The sequence below is a fragment of the Nocardia sp. CS682 genome, from assembly GCF_004634405.1.
Classification (GTDB): domain Bacteria; phylum Actinomycetota; class Actinomycetes; order Mycobacteriales; family Mycobacteriaceae; genus Nocardia; species Nocardia ninae.
This window is the reverse complement of the sequence record NZ_CP029710.1, coordinates 7489989-7511510: the sequence shown is the minus strand read 5'-3', so window position 1 is coordinate 7511510 and position 21522 is coordinate 7489989. Positions and strand designations below refer to the sequence as shown.

The following is a 21522-nucleotide window of genomic DNA, read 5'->3' as shown; positions in this document are numbered from 1 at the left end:
CGTGTTTTGCATACGGCGGCAGATCTCACCCCACGACACAGGTCACTCGTCCACCGGTGCGTCGGGCCCAGCCGAAGGATCGCGAGGACGACCACGTCGCCGCGGTATTCGCCAGGTCCTGTCGAACTTTCTCCCACGGTCCAGCACACGCCAGCTGGCTTGGACCGCAACCCTCATGTCCGCACATGCCGCGGTGCGCGTGGCTGGCGAACGCACGGTAGTGCCGAGTTCCGGGCGTTCGGACGAAGGTGACCAGAGGGCTACGACCGATCTCGCGAGGGCTTCTCTGTAACGAAGATCAGCAGGGTGCCAATCGCAGCCGTTTGCATCAACAGCTGCCCCACAGGGTCGGTAAAAACCGTGCCTGTACGGATGATCGACGTGATGATGCCCGCCGGAGCCAGGGCGGCCACGAGCAGCGCGACAGCCATTCTGCTCTTTGAGCGTCGTCTCCGCGGACCAACTGCCACGCCCATTTCCTGCCCGAGTGAAATCAAGCCAAGCAGGCCGGCAACGACACCAGTCAGGCCGAACAGACGACTTGCGGTCAGGTCACCCCAATCCTCACTGACAGCCAACCTGGTCAGGGCAACAATGTAGAGGCCGATGATGACAACGGCGGCGCCCCCTCTGAACTGTGCCCATCGCTTCTTCCGGCCATCTGCGGCAACCGATCCCGCCCCCTGTGTGCTCACAGCCGGAGAGCCTACAAGTCCGATGGTTACGCCGCCTGGTGTGCGGTGCACGCTCGTGCCGCGGAGCGCGCGATCCCAAGGCCGCGACCTCAGTCGACGAACGCACTCAAATGCCGATGAGCGATCAGCGTCCCTATGCGGTGGGCAGTGATTCCGGCTCCGTCGGCACGCCTGCGGATCGGCCGGAAGCCAGAACGCCGCCGGAGGGGATGGCTTCATTGCTATCAGTGGTTTGCGCGATCGAACCAGGTTCGCAGAAGATCGGGTGATCGATCAGCGCAACCCAGCGGTGCAACAGCCGGATTCGACTCCGTGCCGTATCAGGAATCTCTGAGAGTCTGCTGGAGTGTGAGCCGCACTGTGCGGTCGGGATCGTGGCGAAGGACCTCCTGCAGTGACGGGGGGAGCTCCGTGGCCCGGCGTGCGAGAGCACGGCGTACAGCTTCCGCAGGGTCACGGACTAGCACGAGCGCGACATCCTCACTCATGGGGTGGTGGGCAGCACCGATACTGCGGATCGCTGGGTCGCGATCGTGCACGAGCATGAATAGACATGCCTCCGACGAATCACCGCTGAGCACCAAGTCTTTCAAGGCATCAGCAACCAGGTGGCGCTGTCGGTCGCTGCCATGGGCAAGAATGTCGCCGCAGGCGACGCTCAGTCGTGTTGCTAGGCCAGCATCGACGGCAACCCTGACACGGCTGCGGCGGTAAGCGGCTGCAACGCAACGAAGTCCGTGTGGTTCGAAGTCGGCTCCCCCGAGGTCGACCTGTACCGGCGCCAACACGTCGGTGTGTCGTTCGAATTCTTCGCCAGGCGCGATCGAGGGCATACGCAGAGCGGTGTCGACTCGCATTGCGATTGTGCGCGCTTCCAGTGGGTCAACCAGCTCCATGATCTCGGTTAGGGCACGGACAGAGCGGACGCGAATGGTATTGGAAGTGGCGGTGTCCTCGACGATCTGAACGAGTTTGTCGACGGTGGCGGCGAGCAGCGCAGCAATTGGGCCAGCGGCGGTCGCTGCGGCGTGCTGGAGATCGGTCTCGGGTTCGCCAGGCGTACTCGGCAGTGTCGCATCTGGCGATTGGTCGCCGTAGTCGACCTGCATAATTGCCGAAGCTGGTCGGCGAAGCACCGCGGCAAGTACATCCGGCGTGAATCCAGTGGGTTCCGTGACGCCAATCAGTACATGGATGGCGTCAACCGCATTGGCCTCCATATCGCTGATCGCATAGCCGTTGGCAGGAATACCGATCGGGTAGAGCAGTACCCGGCCGCAGTTGCGGCGCGCGGCCAACTGGAGAGTCTTCGACGCGGGTTGTCCCCATTGGTTGAGTAGGAGCGCTGCGGCGATGTTGCGGTCGTGCGCTCCGACCGCGGTGATAGTCGAGATCAGCGGTGATCGAGCATCCTCGGGTAAGTCCCGCAGCATTGCCCACACACGGTCGTGGCTGACTGATGCTGTGACCAGTGCAGGGACTAGCGCTTCAGCGAGGTCGGTGCGTCGTGAATCAACTGCGTAGTAGGTTTCCAAGAGCAGTCGACAGATCGATTCGTCGCGGTGCGTGGACGCCGCCTCGGCCGGTGCGGCGACCGCGAGGATGCGGTCGACCGCCGACTCGGGGATCCGGATGCCGAATCGGGCTAGTGCCCTCAATGCGGCGAATTCCGGCCGCGGCTGGTGGACAGTGGAGAACTCCCAGGTCTTCTCAGCGAGTGTAAGCAACTGCTCGACGACCGGGAGAATTTGGGTGTCCTCACAGCGGCTCGCCTGCACAGCGACGACTTCTACAGCCGCGTTCTGAATGCGGCGGGTGCGGGTGGCCAGCCAGTGCGAAATGTCGACGCAGGTCTGGGCGTCGCGGGCGGTATCGGCAGCTTTGCCGGCGCGCCCGGCTCGCACATAGCTGTCGATCGCGTTGGTGTACCGATTCGCGGCGGCCTCGATATCCCCCTGCAGTTCCAGGGCGCGGCCCTCGGCGGTGGCGTCTCCGGTGATACGGCTTTCGATCAGCCACCACCGGATTTCGTCGTAGGCAAGCCCAAGCTGGCTCTGGTTGACCGCTTCGAGTGCGTTGATCGAGGAATTGGTCACCGTCTCAAGGACCCGTCGCCGGTCCGGCAGTGCCCGCACGTACATGTCGAGCCCAATCTGATACGGGCGGCCTTCGCCTGAGGCCAGCCATCGGCGTGCACGCAAAGCCGACCACGTGTCACCAAAGTAGCGATCTTCGCAACTGGCCATCGCGGACTGCTCCCAGAGACTCTCGGCGCGTTCGGCGTAGCCACGAGTGCCATAGGCGTACGCCGCGCGGGCGAGCACAAGTCCTTGCAGGCTGCCGAGTCGCCCACGTTTTGCCGAGTCGACCAACTCGCCGAAGGCGGCGTCGATGGCGCATTCATCGGCCAGCAAGGTCATGGATGCATCAGCGCGTGCACACCGCAGGCGCGTGCGAACCCGCTGATCGGCGCAGTCAATCTGCGGGGCAAACTCCAACAGCCCGGCGAGCAGATCCACGGTCGCGTCGGCGACCACCAGGCCGGACAGTCGCGGGGGTGTGTGGTCGCAATACCCATCGGCGATCACCCGTTCCAGCAGCAAGCATGTCAGCATCGCCGTCGTGGCCGCTCCGGGCACTGGAAGGCCGCCAAGGGCGCGGATTGCCTCCCCTATCTGAGCTTCGTCGGCCCGGGTGTGCAGAAGCACGGCCGCCACGGTGATTTCGCGGAGCTGTATCTCGTCCAGCTCGAATTCGCGAAGGGCGGCAAGGAATTCGTCGGCAACACTGTGGTCGCCGGAGAACAGTTGCGTTACCGCGGTGTCGAATAGGAGGGTGTAGGCGTCGTCCGCGCGGCCCGTGTGTCCCAGGGCCGCAGCCTGCTTGCGCAGCATTGCCATGGCATGCCCGGGAAACCCGCCAGTGCGTAACGCTTCGGCGATCGTGGCGTAAGCCGCGGCCGCGCGCGGGCTCAGTGTCGAGGAGCGCACCGGCCTCGATGACCAGCGACGTCAGATGCAATGCCTCGACAGGTCCAGTGACGAACCCGTATCGGTTGGGTGGGGGCTCCGGGTTCTCAACCGGGGCGACCCCGCAGTACGCATGAGCCCATGCGGGCCCGAACACGACCTGCACCACACGTGCGAGGTCACGCAGTTTGCGTGATAGTGCTTCGGCACCCCATACGTCGATCTCCAGATCGCCGGCGTATTTGTCTTGCAGGCGAGCCAGCTCGTCGACCGACGCTGTGTCGTTGTCCAGGCAGGCGGAGGTGACCACGATAAATGCGCGGGGATTGAACCGGCGCGGGCGGTGTGGGCCGACGAAATCGGCGTCGGTTCGGGGCGCACCGGCATAGTCTTCGACAGCTTCGCGAAGTTTGGCCGGTGCGAGCTCCTGATAGCGTTTGACCTGGTAGAGCACGCGTGTAGCGGTCCGTTCGGTTTCCACGATGTCCAGTCCGTATTGCGTCTGGCCCGACCGTCCGTAGAACTGGACACTGTGGTGGTCGCGCAGCAGGCTCACCATCTCGGCGACCACCCGTTCAAATACTGCTGGTTCGAGGACCGCGAACGGCAACTGACCCGGGTTCAGGGTCGGAGGAAGCGGGATCGCAACAGTGGCTCGGGCAGCCAAGATCTCCGGCAGCGATCGGCGCTCCGCATCCGCCGGCGGCGCGTCGAATTCTGCTGCGTTCGCCATCAAATCCTCACCATTCGGTTCTTTCCCGCGCCGACCACACTGCGGTCAACCTGATCGCAGCATGTCTGCTTATGTTGTCGTAGCGCGATCGCGGTGTGTTAGCCATTGCGGCCTCGCTGATCATTGCTCAAGTCTTCGACGACACCGCCGGGGCCTGCGTGCATTGTTGAGCCAGACAGGGACGCGGACCGCGTTGCCATCGGCCGCGGCGATGGCATTCGCTGGAACAGATCAATACCGGACTGTTGCCCCCCAGTGCGACAGGTGAACGCACTCAAATGCGCGTGGCGCGGTCCGGCTGGCCGCGCGGACTGCCCCCAAAGATCAACGGGCCGACGTCATCTCGGCAACGCACCATCATGCCGACGAACATGCGTGCGGGTGAGCTCGTCGCGCTAGCGGTCTCGATTGCCGACTGGAGCATGTCGGACCGGAAAGAAGCTTCGCATCAGCGCCGGGGGATCTGGACGTCGTCGATGAGTCCACCCGCTGCGCTCGCGTGCAACCACCCGTCAGAAAGCACGCGCGGGGCGCCGCGCGACAGATCGTTGTAGTGGGCATCCTTCTTGTCTCCCACCTCAGGCTGCTATCTCCCACGATCGGCGGGCCGGTGAATGATCACAGGGAGCATGTACAGATACGCTGGCGGCGTGTCCGAACCCGAGGCGTTCGGGGCACACGTCGCACGAATGGATAGATCGTTGGCCGAGAAGACATTCGAGGACAAGGCGCCCACATCGGATGCGCGCGCGAGGGGGGCGGATCAGATGCCGAGCCGAGTACGGCTTGTCGGGTTGCTTGCTGTCCCCGCGTTCTTTGTCGCAGCGATCGCGGCGTGGTTCATTGCCAGGCCCGACGACGGTTTGGCAGTCCGTTTCTACCGGTTCGACGTCATCCCCCTCGTCGCGGTCCCGATATTCTGGACGGCTGCCGTGGTGCTCTGCTTCGTGTGCGCGCCTAGGCTGAGTCGGTACCGCAAGTGGGTGTGGCAAACGTTTGTTGCCGTCGTGACGCTGGTGGCGGTACCGCTATGGATGTTGACGGCGTTCATAGCAGCCTGGTCCGACGATGACGGCAATGTCGAGGACATCGTGGTCAGCCCCGACGGCGGTCATGAAGCGGTCGCGGTGCCTTACTACGCCTTCGACTCCGGCTGCCACGTATGGCTTCGGGAGCGCGGCGGGCTGTTCAGCAGGCAAGCACTGGTGTGGGTCGAGTCCGAAGGGCCTTGCCCCGCACAGATGTCCTTCATAGGTGACAACACGATCAGCATCACCGAATTGCGCGGCGGAAAGACCCTGACGACCACCTTCGACCCCGATCGAACTTCCGTGGCTGCCGTGTTGTACTCGTAGCGAAGCTACTCGTTCTCGATCCACAATCGCCGCTTTTCCGCCCCGCCACAGGACCCGGCCGGACTGCTGGGCACGGCTCGAGGTGTCTTGCGTCAAGCGGGTGGCAAGGCGTCTGCGGCTGGTTGAATTGGTCGCGACAGCGATTCCGCGGCAGGTGCACTCACCAGCCTGACGTCTGCTCTTGCCGCTGGGCGCGCGTTGGACAGTCGCCCAGATTGGTTAGCTGGCAGGGCTTTCCATGTACGGAACTCGCCGATGTGCGTGCCCTGGCTGCCGGTATATAACCGTGCTCTGAAGCGGCCCGCACGAACGACGGTGGGCCGTATCCGGTCGCGGTCAGCGTGTGGTCCTGCGCGCCGAGGAGCCCATCGAGTACCCGACGACAACCACCGGAAGTCTCACCTCTAGTGCAGATAAGCCCGGAGTGCGGGGAGCTGCTGCACACCGCGGCCATGGCGGGTGAACCCGCGTGGTACTGCCACGGCTGCGACTACCGCGCCCATGCGGCGTAGGGATCGAGTCGAATTCCGGGGTGCTGCCGGTTAAGAGATAGCCCGTATTGCGGTCTGCACACGTGACGGTCCAGGAATCCTGAAGCACCGGCGAAGTGCCACATGTCGATCCATACTCAGGGTTGAAAGTGTTTCTCAACAACTGTTTTGAAAAACATGGGGGTTACCTTGAGTACACGTATCTTACGGACATCAAAGAGAGCGACTGCGGTCCTGGCTACGCTCGCGGCTGTCGCGGGTTTGACCCTGGCTGGGGCGCCCAACGCGGCTGCCGACGATCGGGCCACGTTCAAACTCACCTACGGTGCGACCTACTACATTGGCACGATCGACTTCACTAACCGGTCGGTCCTCGTCGCTGGCAGCCTCCGAGGCTTGAGCACCGGTTGCCGCCGGGGATGGGCTGCCGCATTCGATGGCTCCTTCGAGCGTTTGGACTACAACAGTACGAGCGCCACGTGCACGGGGCCCGTTCATCGGGAGATCCCGCTCACGGCAGACGTGGAGGGTGGAGTCAGGTTCGTCGAGGTCCGCCTCCAAGAGGCGGACGGCACCGAGCTTGCTTCCTGCTTCCTCACGCGCGGAGTGAAGGTGTGCGACTGAACCGCCCCGGCGAGTCGGTAGACTTACTATGCCGCTGAGCGCTCGGCCAGGCGGATGACATCCGTTGCGGCTCAGGCCATCCGCACATGCCGATGTAGATGATCACGATCCGCCATTTGGGCATCGAGATCCGTCGTGTGTGCAGAGCTGCACCGATCGGCGGATGACCTGCTTCGAGCACGTGAACGACATTCAGCAGGAGTACGGCCTGGCCTTATCGCCGAGGTGGAGGCGGCGGCGCGGGTCACCGATCGGACGCGGCGCCGCGCCAGTCGCGATTGTGGGCGCTTCTGATCGGTGCTAGAACGGTGTCATGCGCCGGTTGCTGCTCACCGAGAACATCACCGCCGACGGGCGGATCGAGATTCTCGATGAGTGGTTCGACCCGTCTCCCGAGGGGGGCATCGAGGACTGGTTGGGGGCGACGGAGCTCTTGGGCGCGTCCTCCGACGCGGTGTTGCTGGGGCGGCAGACCTTCGAGGACTTTCGCGGCTACTGGCCTCAGCACACCGACGAGCCGGCAGGTGCGTACCTGGACCAAGTGCAGAAGTACATCGTCTCTTCGTCGATGACGGATCCGCAGTGGCGCCACTCGACGATCCTGTCCGGTGACCCGGTCGAAGAGGTGCGTCGGCTCAAGGAGTCCGATGGCGGCGACATCACGTTGTGCGGCAGCCTGACCTTGGCGCACGTGGTGCTGGCAGCCGGGCTCGTCGACGAGATCCGGCTGCTCGTCTTCCCTGCCGTCCAGGGCCGGGGAAAGGGCCTGGTCGCTGAGGGCACCGCGCTCTCCGATCTCGAGCTGCTCGAGTCACGGGCGTTGCGTTCCGGCGTGGCTCTGCTCCGATACGCCGTGACCAACGGCTGAGCTGCCCGGGGACTGGCAAATCGGTTCCGTATCCGGATCGGCCGACTTGATGGTGCAGGACCGCGGCCAAATACTGGCCCGCGTCAGCAAGGCGGGCACCGCTCGCCGGCGTCGGCAGCGTCCGAACTTGTCCCATCACCACCATCCGCACTACCGCACATAGTTGCCCGGGTACGAACGGCTCATCGCCGTGCCCCGCACTGTCCACACGAACGTACGGAAGTGCCGCATAGCGCGCGTAGGCCCGACTTCCAAACTGGTTGGCTGACAGCACTTCTCAACGCGCTCATGCTGATGAGCGAGCGCGCTAGCTCGAGGAAGCCGTGTCCGGAGCGGAGTGGATAAGGTCCGTTCGCATTCGGCTGGGCCGATACTCACAGACGAGCGTGGCGGACCGTGACGGCCATCCGGCGCAGCCTGCCGACCAGCAGACCGTCGGTGTTGGGTGCCAGAGTCACACCGACGGTGTCGGCGATCTGGTCGGCTACCGCCGCCACCGCCGTGGTGTCGGTCCAAATATGTTCGGCGAACTCGGGTTTGCTCAGCTGCTCGAGGCAATAGTCGAGCTTGTCCACGGCAAACTGCTCTCGGCGAAGCAGTAGATCATTGGTGCAATCACCACCCCGTCGTGCTGGGCAAGCACATGATCGAGGACCTCGAACACGCCTTGCCGCCAGCTGGGATAGCTCTGGAAATCGGCACGCAGATCCGATGGCATCATCCGATGCAGACCGAACCCCACCTGCTCGGGATCGCATATGACGCTTCCGGGAAGCCGCCGATGCAGCTCGTACGCGGTCTGGGTCTTTCCTCCGCCGAAGGGCCCGTTGATCCAAAGCAGCATGGCTACAACCCTATCCACGGATTGACCGACCACCCTGGAGTATGGCCGCCCCGGATACTGATCCGCACGCCTCGTCGAGGTTCGAACGTCCGGTGTTGCCGCGACCCGCGCGTTCGATCACGCGCAATCGTTGGCCGGCAGTCGATCTCGCGAACGTCCGGATCTGACGGTCACAGATCGTTTTCGGGAAGCCGGACCGGCCGCTTGCACGCGATAAACCCGGTGATGTCGGTGGCCATCCCCGCGATAATGGCCGACGTGGAACAAGTGGAGGTCGTCGTCGCCCATCACGAGTGCGCGACCTTGCGTGTCGGTGACGTGTTCTTGAAGATCGACGCTGATCAGACGCGCACCGACGTCGAGGTCGAAGCGATGGCTATGGCGCCGGTCCCGACTCCGGAGGTCTTGTGGCGCAAGCCGCCGGTGCTCGCACTTGCCGCCCTTCCCGGCGTGGCACTGGGGCGCCTCGGCGAGCCGTCGAGCGCGTCGGCGGCGGCGTGGGCCGCGGCGGGTACCGCCGTCCGGATGCTGCACAACGGGCCACTGCCATCCCGGCCCGGGCGCAGCCTCGACGAGATCGCGTCGCATCTCGACGGCGAATGCGCGTGGCTCCGCGCGAACGAAATCCTTCCCGCCGACGTGATCACGCGCGATCGCCGAGGCTGCGCTGCGGCCGTGGACGCCGGTGTTCACGCACGGCGACCTGCAGGTCGCCCATGTGTTCGTCGACGGTGACGAGGTCACCGGCGTGCTCGATTGGTCCGAAGCGGGCCAGGGCGATGCGCTGTACGACCTCGCCACCCTGACGCTCGGACACCCGGAGCATCTCGACGATGTCGTGGCCGGCTACGGCACCGACGTCGACCTCGATGTCATCCGCGCGTGGTGGTCGTTACGAAGCCTGCGGGGGGTGCGCTGGCTGGTCCAGCACGGCTTCGACCCGGCCTCGCCGGGCTGCGAGGTCGACGTGCTGCGCGCACAGGCGATGCGAGACTGACGAGACATCCGGTCGCAGCCGCGGATTGCGCTCAGTCGGTGGCCGGGATGCCCTCGAGAATCCCCAGATGGAAACGTTTGACGGGGTTTGTCGGCCCGGCGGAGCCTGATCACATGAACTCCAAACCCTTCCTACTCGGCGCGATCGCCGCCGCCCTGCTGATCCCGGCAGCACCCGCGAATGCCAACGGGCCCATCGTCGTCGAGGGCACCTTCAAGCCCTGGCAGGATGGCGCCGTCGCCGTCACCCACGACCAGACGCTGGCTCCGGTCGGCAGTCATGCCAGGGTTGTCATCGGCAACTACGACGAGAAGACCGTCGCCATCCTGACCGTCCGCGGCCTCCTCCCCAACCGCGTCTACGGCTCACACGCACACGTGAAGTCTTGTGGCGCAAAGCCGGCCGACTCCGGCTTCCATTACCAGAACGTGGAGGACCCGAACGCCAAGGACAAAATGTCCATGGACGCAAGGTATGCCAACCCGCGAAACGAGCTCTGGCTCGACTTCACCACCGACAAGAACGGCAACGCGACACAGGTCTCCATCGTCGACTGGACCTTCCGCAAGGGCAAAGCCGGTTCGATCGTCGTGCACGAGAAGAAGACCGACACCACGGACGGCAATGCAGGCATGGCCGGCGCCCGCGTCGCCTGCCTGAGCGTCCCGCTCTAGTCCTTCCGCTCCCCCAGGTAGACAGATGAGGTGGACATAGCAGAACTGCAAGCCCGGGCCGTAGCGATTCACGACCTCTACGACGCACTCAACCTCGCCGAGCGAGGGCGGACGTGGAACCGGGCGGACTTCATGCTCGGATTCGTCGGCGACGTAGGCGATCTCGCGAAACTGGTCATGGCGGCCGAGGGCACCCGATCGATGCCCGGCGGGCGTGCGGCACTAGAACATGAACTCGCCGACTGCCTTTGGTCGGTGTTGATTCTGGCCCATCGGTACGAGGTGGATCTCGCGACGGTGTTCACCAAGACGATGGGTGAGCTCGAGGAAACCATTTCGGCCCGGCTGGATAATCAGCCGGGCCTTTGATCAGGTGCAGGTGTCAGGATTGGGTCCGGCTAGGTGAATCATCCTGATGGTAGGCGAGTTCGACGTTGTGGCTGACTTCACCACCGGTGACGGTGACCTGGCTGGTGGACGGAGGGTAGCCGCGGGCGACGATGGTGTAGCTGCCCTGGGGCAGGTCGGGGATCAGGTAATGGCCGTTGTCGTCGGTGCGGGTGGTGGCGGTCACATCGCCGGTGGCGTCGAGGAGGCTGATCTGGGCGTCGGGGATCGGGCGGCCGTCCTCGGATAGTGCGACGCCGGTGAGCACTGCCATGGCGGCCAGTTCGATGTCGTGGCGGAGCAGGCCGGTGTCGGGCACGGTGAGGGTGGTTGCGGTGGGGCGCATGTGTTCGGCTACGGCCACCAATGTGTATGTGCCGGTGACGATGCCGTGGCAGGTGTAGGTGCCGTCGGCGGCGGTGACTGCGGTGCCGACCACGTCGCCTTGCAGGTCGGCCAGCGTGACGGTCGCACCGGCCAGCGGTGTGCCGCGGCTGGCCGAGCGGACGACGCCGGACACCTCGCCTGAGCCGAGCAGGGTGAGGTCGAGGCGCTGGGGGCGCTGGCCCACGGACACGGTGACCGCGGCGGGTTGGTGGCCGGTGGCCGACACGATCAGCACGTAGCTGCCGCCCTCGGGTACGCCGATCAGGTAGCCGCCCTTGGCATCTCCGCTCGTTCGCGACACCTGATGTCCACGCTGGTCGATCAGGGTGAGCGTGGCGCCGGGCACCGGATGACCGTCTTCGCGGCGAATATGCCCGCCGATCGTGCCGTCGTCGTCGCCGGCGAATCCGTCTGCCTCCAGCACGGTGACCGCGGAACCGGCTGCCGCCACTGCGAACTGGTGCGAGCCGTTGCCGAGGTGCTCGGAGGCGTGACTGCTGACGGCCCCGGCCATTGCCGGCTCGGGTTCCGAAAGTACCTGCGCGGCACCCTCCCAGACCTGATCCTCGTCCCAACTCGACTCCGCGACAGGCGATGCCGTCGGCGCCGCCGCGACGGGCACCGGGGCATCCTGCAACGGAATCTCTTTCATGAACGTGAGCACCAGGCACGCCAACAGCGCCACTGCGGCCGCGACGTAGAACACCGCATGCATGGAGTCGGTGAACCCGGTCAGGATCGGCACCTTCAACGCATCGGGCAGTGACTCGATGCCGCTGGTGTTGCTCTGGATACCGGTGAGTTGATCGGCCCCGAACTCGAGCGGCAACTGTCCGCCGAACGCGTCGATTATCTTGTTGGGCAACAGGTTGAACATGATCGTCAGGAACACGGCGACACCGAGGGTGCCACCCATCTGCCGAAAGAACGTCGCCGACGCGGTGGATACCCCCATATCCGACCGTGGGCCCGCGTTCTGCGCCGCGATGATCAATGTCTGCATGCAGCCGCCGAGCCCGAGCCCGATCACCGCACCGTAGGCCAGCGGCTGCCACAGCGGGCTGTCGTAGTGCACCTGCGCGTACAGCGCCGAGCCGACCGCGATGACGAAAGTGCCTGCCACGGGCAGCATCTTGTAGCGACCGGTCATCTTGGTGATCCGCCCGGCGAGCTGCGCGCCGATCGTGATGCCGAGCACCAGCGGCAGCATCAGCAGACCCGCGTTGGTCGGGGTGAAGCCGCGGACCACCTGAAAGTACTGCGGCACCATGGTGATGGCACCGAACATGGCGACGCCGACGATGAACCCGCCCGCGATGGTGACGCTGAACGTCGAACTCTTGAACAGCCGCAACGGAATCAGCGCCGCGTCCTTCATCAGGAACTCGACGAGCAGGAACAGCAGCAACCCGAAGGCGCCGATCCCGTAACAGAGCAGCGACCGGTGCGAACCCCAACCCCAGTGTCGGCCTTGCTCGGCGACGACCAGCAGCGGCACCACGCCGATCGTCAGCGCCACCGCACCGAACCAGTCGATGCGATGACGCTGGCGCTGGTGCGGCACGTTCAGCACCTTCGCGACGACCAGCCACGCGAGCACGCCGACCGGCACGTTCACCAGGAACACCCAGCGCCAGCCGTCGATCCCGCCGAGCGTCTGATAGTCGGAGAAGAAGCCGCCGAGCACGGGGCCGAGCACCGTGGCGGTACCGAAGACGATCATGAAGTAGCCCTGGTAGCGCACCCGTTCGCGGGCGGGCACGATGTCGCCGATGATGGTGAACGCCAACGACATCAAGCCGCCCGCACCGAGCCCCTGGAACGCGCGGAAGCCGGCGAGCTGATACATGGAGGCGGCGAAGGTGCAGGCCACCGAGCCGATGATGAACAGCCCGATCGCCGTGAGATAGAACGGCTTACGCCCATAGATGTCGGCCAGTTTGCCGTAAAGCGGCGTGGTGATCGTCGCGGTGATCAGGTAAGCCGTTGTCGCCCAGGCCTGTTCATCGAAGCCGTGCAGGTCGTTGGCGATCTTCACGATCGCCACGCTCACGATGTTCTGATCCAGCGCGGCCAGGAACATGCCGAGCAACAGGCCGGACAGAATGGTCATGATCTGCCGGTGTGACAGTGCCGTGCCCTCGCCGGCTTCCAGGCCCGGCGGCATTGCCTGGGTGGTGGAATTCGTCATGTGCGCCCTGATTCTGGTCGGCTGTGTTGTGGCGTTGTCCTCGAACACGGGTATCCCTCGCCGGCCGCCGCGAGCACCTGCGCGGCCGTCGAGTGGGTCGGCCCGGCGCGCGGCCGAGCCTTGTGCGACAAGCGATCTGCTCTGTACTACTGCTGGTAGAACTCTCAGCGTGCGACAGATCGGCGAGCATACCGGTGCGCTGCGGGCCGCCAACGGGCGTGGGCCCTCCCCTTTTTCACCAGCAGGCTTGCTCGATCCGAGCAACTAGTTGCTGAAGCAAACAATACAGCGGCGCGCTGCCCGACTGCCAGCACGGGTGGGGTTGACCGAAACTCGCATCCGGATAGCCGCTTGCTATGTAAGGTCTTTCGTGTCTCGCCGCGGGCGAGGCAGCTTCTGCGGCGCGGGCTGCGGTTCGCCTGTCGCAGGCAAGGACCAGCATCCGGCGACAGGGGGAAGCAGCAGATGCCCGACAACGAACCGGCACCGGGCAACGGTGGCGCGACCCACTTCTGGACCTCGGCGCTGTTCTGGACCATCGTGGGCAGCGTCGCGGGTGTGCTCGCGGTGGTCGTCGGTGTCGCCGAGTGCGCGGGCTCGAATGCACCGTCGGTGGCGCCCAGTGCGTCCGGCGGCCCCGGTCCCGCCACCTCCGCCGGTCCGTCCGCGCGGCCCACGACCACCGCGCCGCCTTCGGTCGCGCACGGTGTGAAACGCAGGATCGCCAACGTCGAGGGAATCGACTTGGATACCGGGCAGATCCGCGATCAGAACGAGCCCGGTGTGGACATGAGCCCGTCCAGAACCGGCGACTCCCTCAACGCCATGACCCACGGCGCCGCGCGTTTCGCCATCCCGCGCGCCGACGCCGGCCTCGACCGCTGCACAACGATCGCCCCCGGCGCCTGGACCAAAACTCTCGACAACGTCTACCACCTGCTCCTCGACAGCCACCTCTGCGTGCAGACCGACCAGGGCAACCTCGCCGATCTCACGCTCACGCACATCCCTTCCGCCGCTGAGCAATACCTCGAGTTCGACTTCACCACCTGGCGCGCCGGCTAGCGCCGAGACGCAGCACGGCGATTCAGCACGCCCGACGCGCCGAGCCGCACGGTCGATGATCAACGGCAACCTCCAGCGCAGACCCACCCTCAGCGGGTGTGAGCTGCGTCGATCACGGGAGGAATCGAGTTGTGCACCACACCCGCGGATCCGGTCGGCGGCCGGACCCACTCTTTCGGGACGGTAATGTTGTCGCGTCGTGCGGTACAAGGCCCGGAGGGTGCGCTTCGCGATTGTGGGTACTCCGCGTTAGTCGTGTGTCACGGCGACCGAGTAGTTGACGCGGATTGGAAGGAGACCCGAGTCGATGCTTTCCGGGCAGAGTGGGCGCGTAAGCCTTCTCGGCGGTAGCGACGGCAAGGCCCCCGGAGCAGCTCCGATTCCGGTGCGTCCTCCCGAGCGCGCCGCCGTCTGGCACTGGCCGGACCTATCGGTATTGCTGATCGAGGACGATCAGGCCGATGCCCTGCTTGTCGAGGAGTTGATCGCCGACGGCGCACCCGGCCTGCCCGTGCGGTGGGTCCGATCCGCGGCCGAGGCCCGCGAGCGTCTGGCCGTCGAGCTACCCGATTGCGTGCTGCTCGACCTGCACCTGCCGGACGCGCAGGGGCTGGAGGCGCTGGCCACGGTGCGCGAATACACCGACCAGGTGGCGGTGGTAGTGCTCACCGGGCTGGACCAGGAACAGATCGGGCTGGCCGCGGTGGCGGCAGGCGCCCAGGACTATCTGATCAAAGGGCGGATCGAGCCCGAATTATTCGGTCGCGCATTGCGTTACGCCATCCAGCGCAAGCAGGCCGAACGCGCCGCGGCAGCGCTGCGGGCGAGCCAGATGCGCGCGCAGGAGAACGCCCGACTGGAACGCGGCCTGCTACCGACCCCGCTGCTGCGCGGTGAACGCGCGGTCGACATCGTGGCGCGCTATCGCCCCGGCCGGGCCAACGCCCTGCTCGGCGGCGACTTCTACGACGTCGTACAGCAGGCCGACGGCACCGTGCACGCCTTGATCGGCGATGTCGCGGGCCACGGCCCGGACGAGGCGGCGACCGGGGTGGCGCTGCGGCTGGCCTGGCGCACCCTGGTGCTCAGCGATATCTCCGGTATCCGGCAGCTGCGGCTGCTGGAGGAGGTGCTGCTCGCCGAACGCACCGGCAAGCAGATCTTCGCCACCCTGACCAGCCTGACCCTGTGCCCGGACGACCATCGCGTGCTGGTGACCAGGGCCGGGCATCCCGGCATGCTGTTACGCACCGGCTCGGCGGTGGACTGGGTCGAGGTGCCGGGCGGTCCTGCCCTCGGCTTCCTGCCCGGCCGCGCCGACTGGACCACCCACGAGATCACGCTGCCCGTCGGCTCCGGCCTGATGCTGTTCACCGACGGACTGTTCGAGGGGCACACCGCCGTTGGCGAGGAACGCCTCGGCGAGGAGGGCCTGCTGGAGCTGGCCCGCACCGTCACCGCCGCCGAGCCCTCGGCGTTCGTCGACGAGCTGATCCGGCGTGCCGAAGCGCTCGCCGAGTCGCACGGCGGCCTCGAGGACGACGTGGCGGTCATGTACTTGCAGTGGCATCACCGAGACCTGAATCAGGACAATCGATGACGACATCCCCCAGGAAGCAGTCCATCGCCGGTCGGCTGACCGTGCAGGGCTGGTTCATGCTCGTGCTGGCCCTCATGGTGATCCTGGTGATCGTGGGCACCGCGATCGGTGCCCATCAACTCACCAAGACCAACCGGGTCGCCGACCGGATGGTGGACGGGCTGCACCCCGCCACCGCCGAGACCTACCGCTTACAAAGCGCGCTGCTCAACCAGGAGACCGGCATCCGCGGCTACGCCATCGCCGCCGACGCGCAGTTCCTCGCACCGTATTACGAGGGCAAGCAGGTGGAGGCGCGGGCCGCGGCCCGGATCCGTGAGCTGCTCGCGGGCCGCCCGCAGCTACTCGCCGACCTCGACGCGCTGGAACGCGCGGCCGACGAGTGGCGCGCCGGTTATGCCGAACCGTTGACCGCTGCGGTCGCCGCGCGCGGCACCGGCGCCGTCGACGGGCCCGCGGCTGCCCGGGGCAAAGCGGCCTTCGACAACGTCCGCACCCTGTTCACCAAGCAGGACGCCGACCTCGCCGCCGAGATCGACCGGGAACGCGCCGAGCTGGAAAGCACTCGCGACGTGCGGGATACCGTGCTGGCGAGCATGGTCGCCGCGTTCCTGCTGGCCGCGATCGCGTTGACGCTGCTGGTGCGCAGGCTGGTCGCGCGGCCGCTGGACTATCTGGAGGCCGCCTCGCTGCGCGTCGCCGACGGCGACTTCGACCACCACATCGCCGCGCACGGACCCGCCGACCTGGCCACCGTCGCGGAGGCGGTGGAGAGCATGCGCCGCCGGGTCGTCGCCGAGTTGGAGTCCTCCCGCGTCCAGGAGGCGGTACTGGCCGAGCAGACGACCGAGCTGGACGCGCAGACCGCGGAGCTGCGCCGCTCCAATTCCGAACTCGAACAGTTCGCCTATGTGGCCTCGCACGATCTACAGGAGCCGCTGCGTAAGGTCGCCGCGTTCTGCCAGCTGCTGGAGAAGCGGTACGCGGGCCAATTGGACGAGCGCGCAACCCAATACATCGCCTATGCGGTGGACGGCGCCAAGCGCATGCAGGTGCTGATCAACGATCTGCTCACGTTCTCCCGGGTCGGCCGGGTCATCGATGGCAACGTGCCGATCAGTCTCGACCAGACCCTGGACAAGGCGATGACCAATCTCGCTGCGGCCGCCGAGGACAACGATCTGGCGCTGGAACGCCCGGACGAACTGCCGGAGATCACCGGCGATCCGACCCTGCTGACCATGTTGTGGCAGAACCTGATCGGCAATGCGATCAAGTTCCGCGCGCCCGATCGGTCGCCGGTCGTGCGGCTCGCGTGTGCGCCGGACGGCGACACCGGCGGGTGGCTGTTCTCGGTGTCGGACAACGGGATCGGCATCCCACCGGAGTTCGGGGAGAAGGTGTTCGTGATCTTCCAGCGGCTGCACAGCCGGGAGGAGTACACCGGCACCGGTATCGGACTCGCCCTGTGCAAGAAGATTGTCGAGCACCACGGCGGGAAGATCTGGCTCGACACCGAGTACACCGACGGCACCCGCTTCTGGTTCACGCTGAATTCGCCGGTGGCAGCGAGCGACTCCGAGCCGACCGGCGATTCGAGCTCATCCGGCGAGGCCGGGCAGGACACCGCGTACAGCGAGACCATTTCCCTCAGCGACGCCGGCGCGAACGGCGACACCAGTCCGGTCGAGCACACCAGCTCACCCAGCCCGGCGAGCTGACTCCGCTTTACCATTTCACCGAACCGGCTGTGCCTCAACGTGCCTCAGCCACACCACAAGGAGATTGCTTTTGTCCATCCCCGCTCAGCCCATCGACATCCTGCTCGTCGAAGACGATCCCGGCGACGAGTTGATGACTCGGGAAGCGTTCGAGGACAACAAGATCGGCAACACCCTGCACGTCGCGCACGACGGACAGGAGGCGCTCGACTTCCTCTACCGGCAGGGCGAGTACGCGGAGGCACCGCGACCGGACCTGATCCTGCTCGACCTGAATCTACCGAGATACGACGGCCGTCAAGTGCTCGAACGGATCAAGGCGGATCCGGATCTGTCGCACATCCCGGTGGTCGTGCTCACCACGTCGGCGGCCGAGGAAGACATCCTGCGTAGTTACAAGCTGCACGCCAACGCTTACGTGACGAAGCCGGTCGACCTGGACCAGTTCGTCGCGGCGATCAAGCACATCGACGATTTCTTCGTCCAGGTCGTCCGGCTTCCTCGACACCGCTGATCGGCGCCGGACAGCGTTGCCCCAGCCCCCGGCAACGTTGATCCAGCCCCGGCTACGTATTTCCGGCTCAGGCTGCGGTTATCCCAGCCTTCGGCGGTTCCGCTCGAACCTAAGCCGGGCGGCGCGGTTCCTCGACGGACAGCGCGTCGTCCACGGTGTTGTGCACGCTGAGCAGCTTGTCCAAGCCGGTCACCTCGATCGGGCGGCGCACCGGCGGCGAGGCCACCACGCGCAGCTGGCCGGATGGCAGGGCCTCCGCGGCGACGAGCAGCACGCTCAATCCGGCGGAGCCGAAGAATTCCACCAGGGACAGGTCTACAACCAGCGTGTTCGGCTGATCCCGCAGGGCTTCATCCACCGCAGCCTGGAACTGCGGAGCGGAGGCCATATCGATCTCCCCGGTCAGGGACAGAATCCGGGTGGAATCCACCGACCGCACGTCCGCCTCCAGGCTCTTCGCCTTTCCGTCCGCGCTCATCGGGCGTCCTCCTCGATACCGACGCACACGGCGCCAGCGGGCGCCGTTCCACCTCGGCTCGACCGACCTGAGCCTGCTACACCAAACCGGTTGCCTGGCATCGCCACTTCGCTACCTCCGACGCGTCGACCCTCCGCCCGCCCGAACACGGCGCGGAGATGATCCAACTCGCCAAACTACCGTAGTCGGACCTCGGTTGTTGCGCCCGCCTGGACCTGCGGCGTGCCGGTTCGGCAACCGACCGTGCGAAGTCGGCGCAGTCTCCGGCGATCGCAGGCCCCAACTGGCCTGATACCGCCTGAGGTTGGCCGATCGTGCCGAGTCGCGCGAGCAGCTGGTCGATCGTCAGCGCACTCGGGCGGGACGGCGATCGTCGGCGAAGTCCAGCTCCAATGTCACGGGAATCACTTCGACCTCCAATGCTTCACGCAGCCGGGTGACGGCGTGGCCGAGGATCTTGCGACGCAGTTCGGTGATGTCGGCGCTCGCCTCGGCGGTCACGATCAGGTGCAGTTCCGGTGCGGTGCGCTCGCCGGACAACCAGGCCGAGGCGGTGCGCACGCCCGGGTAGCTCTCGATATCCGCGGCGACCGGGGCCGCGGCGGTCGACGAGGCGAGCACGGTGGTGCCTGCCCATTCGGCGCCGCCGGTCCGCCAGGTGACCGACTTCGGCATCCGGAACACCTGTGCCAGCAGCCAGCGCAGGCACAGCAGGGCGACCAGCACGGCGACGGCGACCGCAGCCCACAGCACCCAGGTCGGCGGTGCGTCGGTGCCGGGAACCACGGTGTCGTCGGACTGGACCCAGCGCAGCCGCCCGTAGTGCGCGGCAACGGCCAGGAGGCCTGCGGCGAGCAAGAGCAGGCCGGTTAGGCCGAGCAGGGTCCGGTTCAACGTGGCCGGACGGTTGGTTCGCACCATCACACCTCTCCCGTCTTCGGTCCCCGCAGTTTGGCCCGCACGTGGCGCACCCGCTGCGGGCCGATCTCCTGAACGCGGCGGGTGAGCCGCTCGCAGATCTCCTCGGGCAGGCCCTCGGCGCCCGCGCGATCGGTGCGAGCGGAGACCTTGACCGCTTTGCGGCGCAACCGGATTCGGGCGGTGCTGACGCCGTCCACCGTGCCGGCGGCGCTGCGCAGGGCGGTGCGCAGTCCCCCGCGCGTCACCCCGGCGGAGATGCCGTCGTCGGCGGCGAGCGGCAGCACCGCGGCCCGGCCGGGCCACAGCGCCAGCGCGAGCAGCACGAAGCCGAACACCATCGCCGCGATACCCACGCCGAGCACCGGCATGTCGTGCCACTGCATCCCGTGCAGATCGGCGGCCACGGAGTCGTAGGAAACGAACTCGTGTGCGCCGACCAGGCGCTGGATCAACGACACCGCCACCGCGACGCAGACGGCCAGCAGCAGCGCCGCGACCAGGATCGCCGGACCGACCCGGCGCGGCCTGCGGATCACCGGACTCTCCTTCCCGCAACGGTTTCGGTGGTCAGCTCGGTCACCACGATGTCGATGGCGGTCACCGCGAGGCCGGTCAGCTCACGCGTCCGGCCGGCCAGGTGCGCGCGGCACGCCTCGGTCACCCGGCCGATCGGCGAGGGATAGCTGATCGGCAACCGGACCGCCAGGGTGGTGCGGTCCGGGTAGACCTCGGCGTCGACCCGCACGTCGGCACCCACGCCGGCCACCTCGCGGGCGGCCTGCTCGACGATCCGCCGGACCGCGCGCGGCGCGACCGTGAGCACGCCGGGATACTCGTCGGTGACGACGGCGGTGGTCATCGTCTGCCCTTGCCCTGCGCCGATTGGAGCAACCCGGCCAGGTCGAGTTCGCCGTCCAGCCAGCGGCCGACCAGCAGGCCGAGCACGGCGAACAGCAGCACGATGGTGAAGGCGCCGAAGCCGCCGAACGCACCGGCGAAGCCGAGCGCGAGACCGACCGCGAGGCAGATCGCTGTGGCGCTCATCTACTGCACCCGGCTGCTCTGCTCGGGTTCATCGTCGTCACCCGGGATGTAGACATCGTTGACGTTGATGTTGACCTCGACCACGTCCAACCCGGTCATCTGCTCGATCGCGTTGATCACGTTGCGGCGCACCGCCCGCGCCAATTCCGCGATGGCGACGCCGTATTCGACGACGAGTTCCAAATCGACGGCGGCCTGCGTCTCGCCGACCTCGACCGAAACCCCTTGGCCGACATTGGTGGACGCGCCAGGGATGCGATCCCGGATGGCACCGAACGCCCGCGCGGCCCCGCCGCCCAGGTCGTGCACGCCGCGCACCTCGCGGGCCGCAAGCCCGGCGACCTTCTGCACGACGATGTCGGCGATGGAGGTGGTGCCCTGGTCGCTGACCAGCTTGCTGTCCTTGTCCGACGATCCGGCGGTGGACACCCGGCTCGCCTGCGCCTTGTTGTCGGCAGCTGCCTTGTTGTCCGTGCTCTTGTCGGTGGTTGTCGTCGCGCTCATTGTTGCTCCTCCTGATTTCCCTTGCGGTGCATCGGATATCGCCTTCAGGTAGATCGACACCTGTCCGGTCCGGAACGTCACGGGCGTTGGGGTGTGAGCTAGGTAACCCCCTCACTGCCGAACGCGCCGGCGTCGAGTTCGGCCACCACCAGGCGTAGGCGGGCATCGGCCCAGTCGGTGTGGGCGAGTGCGGCGCGCACGGCTTCGCTGGCCTTCTCCAGCAGTGGCGGCAACGGCAACTCGGCCGCGGCGACGCGCACCTCCACCCGGCCCGGACCCACATCGATAGCGAGACCTCGTGCATCCCAGGGCCACCAGGCCGGGCTCTCCCCACCCAGGGGTGTCGCGGGGCGAATACCGTCGATCGTGTCCAGCGCGCCAAGGATCACGGCGATGAGGTCGCTGGTAGAAGTCACGGCACCGCCCTTATATCCACTCGGTTCAGCAAAAGACGCACGCC

At 66.3% G+C, this 21522-nt stretch carries 24 protein-coding genes; 11 read left to right on the top strand and 13 right to left on the bottom strand.

The annotated features are described in order from the left end of the window. Positions 1-260: 260 nt before the first annotated feature. Both DMB37_RS34000 and DMB37_RS33995 read right to left on the bottom strand, forming a co-directional pair. Positions 261-695, bottom strand: a complete 435-nt coding sequence (locus DMB37_RS34000) for a hypothetical protein (protein WP_135236173.1) — start codon at positions 693-695, stop codon at positions 261-263. A 320-nt stretch (positions 696-1015) separates the two neighbouring features. Then, on the bottom strand, positions 1016-3685 hold the full coding sequence (locus DMB37_RS33995; protein ID WP_135236172.1) for a hypothetical protein: 2670 nt from the start codon (positions 3683-3685) through the stop codon (positions 1016-1018). Between the two features lie 226 nt (positions 3686-3911). On the opposite strand from DMB37_RS33995, the gene DMB37_RS33990 reads away from it, so the two are divergent. Next, a complete protein-coding gene (locus DMB37_RS33990) occupies positions 3912-4451 on the top strand; it encodes a hypothetical protein (RefSeq protein ID WP_135236171.1) in 540 nt (179 codons plus the stop codon). Positions 4452-4845: 394 nt separating this feature from the next. On the opposite strand, the gene DMB37_RS41760 is transcribed toward DMB37_RS33990, so the two are convergent. Then, entirely contained in the window at positions 4846-4974 is a 129-nt protein-coding gene (locus DMB37_RS41760) for a hypothetical protein (RefSeq protein ID WP_255508327.1), read from the bottom strand. A gap of 73 nt (positions 4975-5047) precedes the next feature. Between DMB37_RS41760 and DMB37_RS33985 the strand changes: the two genes are divergently transcribed. Together DMB37_RS33985 and DMB37_RS33980 are read left to right on the top strand one after the other, a co-directional pair. Beyond that, the gene (locus DMB37_RS33985; RefSeq protein ID WP_135236170.1) at positions 5048-5752 is read left to right on the top strand and encodes a hypothetical protein; all 705 of its coding nucleotides are present in this window, start codon (positions 5048-5050) and stop codon (positions 5750-5752) included. Positions 5753-7180: 1428 nt separating this feature from the next. Next, entirely contained in the window at positions 7181-7735 is a 555-nt protein-coding gene (locus DMB37_RS33980; protein ID WP_135236169.1) for a dihydrofolate reductase family protein, read from the top strand. 374 nt (positions 7736-8109) lie between these two features. Here the strand turns inward: DMB37_RS33980 and DMB37_RS41065 are convergent, their stop codons facing one another. Both DMB37_RS41065 and DMB37_RS41060 read right to left on the bottom strand, forming a co-directional pair. Beyond that, entirely contained in the window at positions 8110-8310 is a 201-nt protein-coding gene (locus tag DMB37_RS41065) for a hypothetical protein (protein WP_206055067.1), read from the bottom strand. Beyond that, entirely contained in the window at positions 8277-8579 is a 303-nt protein-coding gene (locus tag DMB37_RS41060; protein WP_206055066.1) for a hypothetical protein, read from the bottom strand. Before DMB37_RS41060 ends, DMB37_RS41065 begins: the two co-directional genes overlap by 34 nt. A 225-nt stretch (positions 8580-8804) precedes the next feature. On the opposite strand from DMB37_RS41060, the gene DMB37_RS41545 reads away from it, so the two are divergent. From DMB37_RS41545 to DMB37_RS33960, 4 genes are all read left to right on the top strand, one after another. Then, positions 8805-9314, top strand: coding sequence for a hypothetical protein (locus tag DMB37_RS41545; protein WP_240771776.1), 510 nt, complete (start codon positions 8805-8807; stop codon positions 9312-9314). Then, complete coding sequence (locus DMB37_RS41540; RefSeq protein WP_240771775.1) at positions 9298-9576, top strand: phosphotransferase; 279 nt, start codon at positions 9298-9300, stop codon at positions 9574-9576. The genes DMB37_RS41545 and DMB37_RS41540 overlap by 17 nt, the downstream gene beginning before the upstream one ends. Before the next feature lie 113 nt (positions 9577-9689). Then, entirely contained in the window at positions 9690-10250 is a 561-nt protein-coding gene (locus tag DMB37_RS33965) for a superoxide dismutase family protein (RefSeq protein WP_135236168.1), read from the top strand. 30 nt (positions 10251-10280) lie between these two features. Next, entirely contained in the window at positions 10281-10619 is a 339-nt protein-coding gene (locus DMB37_RS33960; RefSeq protein ID WP_135236167.1) for a MazG nucleotide pyrophosphohydrolase domain-containing protein, read from the top strand. A gap of 13 nt (positions 10620-10632) precedes the next feature. On the opposite strand, the gene DMB37_RS33955 is transcribed toward DMB37_RS33960, so the two are convergent. Beyond that, positions 10633-13215 (bottom strand): MFS transporter, encoded by a 2583-nt coding sequence (locus DMB37_RS33955; protein WP_135236166.1) that lies wholly within the window; start codon positions 13213-13215, stop codon positions 10633-10635. Between the two features lie 465 nt (positions 13216-13680). Here DMB37_RS33955 and DMB37_RS33950 point away from each other — a divergent pair, with 465 nt between their 5' ends. The 4 genes from DMB37_RS33950 (at position 13681) to DMB37_RS33935 (ending at position 18115) form a co-directional block, all read left to right on the top strand. Then, positions 13681-14280 (top strand): hypothetical protein, encoded by a 600-nt coding sequence (locus tag DMB37_RS33950; RefSeq protein WP_135236165.1) that lies wholly within the window; start codon positions 13681-13683, stop codon positions 14278-14280. 385 nt (positions 14281-14665) lie between these two features. Next, positions 14666-15880: a PP2C family protein-serine/threonine phosphatase gene (locus DMB37_RS33945; RefSeq protein ID WP_240771774.1), complete on the top strand. Its 1215-nt coding sequence runs from the start codon at positions 14666-14668 to the stop codon at positions 15878-15880. Next, a complete protein-coding gene (locus tag DMB37_RS33940; RefSeq protein WP_206055065.1) occupies positions 15877-17601 on the top strand; it encodes a CHASE3 domain-containing protein in 1725 nt (574 codons plus the stop codon). Before DMB37_RS33945 ends, DMB37_RS33940 begins: the two co-directional genes overlap by 4 nt. Positions 17602-17671: 70 nt before the next feature. Beyond that, the gene (locus DMB37_RS33935) at positions 17672-18115 is read left to right on the top strand and encodes a response regulator (protein ID WP_135236163.1); all 444 of its coding nucleotides are present in this window, start codon (positions 17672-17674) and stop codon (positions 18113-18115) included. Positions 18116-18224: 109 nt separating this feature from the next. Here the strand turns inward: DMB37_RS33935 and DMB37_RS33930 are convergent, their stop codons facing one another. The 7 genes from DMB37_RS33930 to DMB37_RS33900 all read right to left on the bottom strand — a co-directional run bounded on the left by DMB37_RS33930 (position 18225) and on the right by DMB37_RS33900 (position 21478). Then, the gene (locus DMB37_RS33930) at positions 18225-18593 is read right to left on the bottom strand and encodes an STAS domain-containing protein (RefSeq protein ID WP_135236162.1); all 369 of its coding nucleotides are present in this window, start codon (positions 18591-18593) and stop codon (positions 18225-18227) included. Between the two features lie 345 nt (positions 18594-18938). Next, entirely contained in the window at positions 18939-19514 is a 576-nt protein-coding gene (locus tag DMB37_RS33925) for an alkaline shock response membrane anchor protein AmaP (RefSeq protein WP_135236161.1), read from the bottom strand. After that, the gene (locus tag DMB37_RS33920) at positions 19514-20050 is read right to left on the bottom strand and encodes a DUF6286 domain-containing protein (protein WP_135236160.1); all 537 of its coding nucleotides are present in this window, start codon (positions 20048-20050) and stop codon (positions 19514-19516) included. Before DMB37_RS33920 ends, DMB37_RS33925 begins: the two co-directional genes overlap by 1 nt. Then, positions 20047-20373, bottom strand: a complete 327-nt coding sequence (locus tag DMB37_RS33915) for an Asp23/Gls24 family envelope stress response protein (RefSeq protein ID WP_135236159.1) — start codon at positions 20371-20373, stop codon at positions 20047-20049. Before DMB37_RS33915 ends, DMB37_RS33920 begins: the two co-directional genes overlap by 4 nt. Further along, complete coding sequence (locus DMB37_RS33910) at positions 20370-20558, bottom strand: hypothetical protein (RefSeq protein ID WP_135236158.1); 189 nt, start codon at positions 20556-20558, stop codon at positions 20370-20372. Before DMB37_RS33910 ends, DMB37_RS33915 begins: the two co-directional genes overlap by 4 nt. Next, positions 20559-21062, bottom strand: a complete 504-nt coding sequence (locus tag DMB37_RS33905; RefSeq protein WP_135236157.1) for an Asp23/Gls24 family envelope stress response protein — start codon at positions 21060-21062, stop codon at positions 20559-20561. It lies immediately after the preceding gene. 98 nt (positions 21063-21160) lie between these two features. Beyond that, positions 21161-21478: a hypothetical protein gene (locus tag DMB37_RS33900; RefSeq protein ID WP_135236156.1), complete on the bottom strand. Its 318-nt coding sequence runs from the start codon at positions 21476-21478 to the stop codon at positions 21161-21163. Positions 21479-21522: the final 44 nt, after the last annotated feature.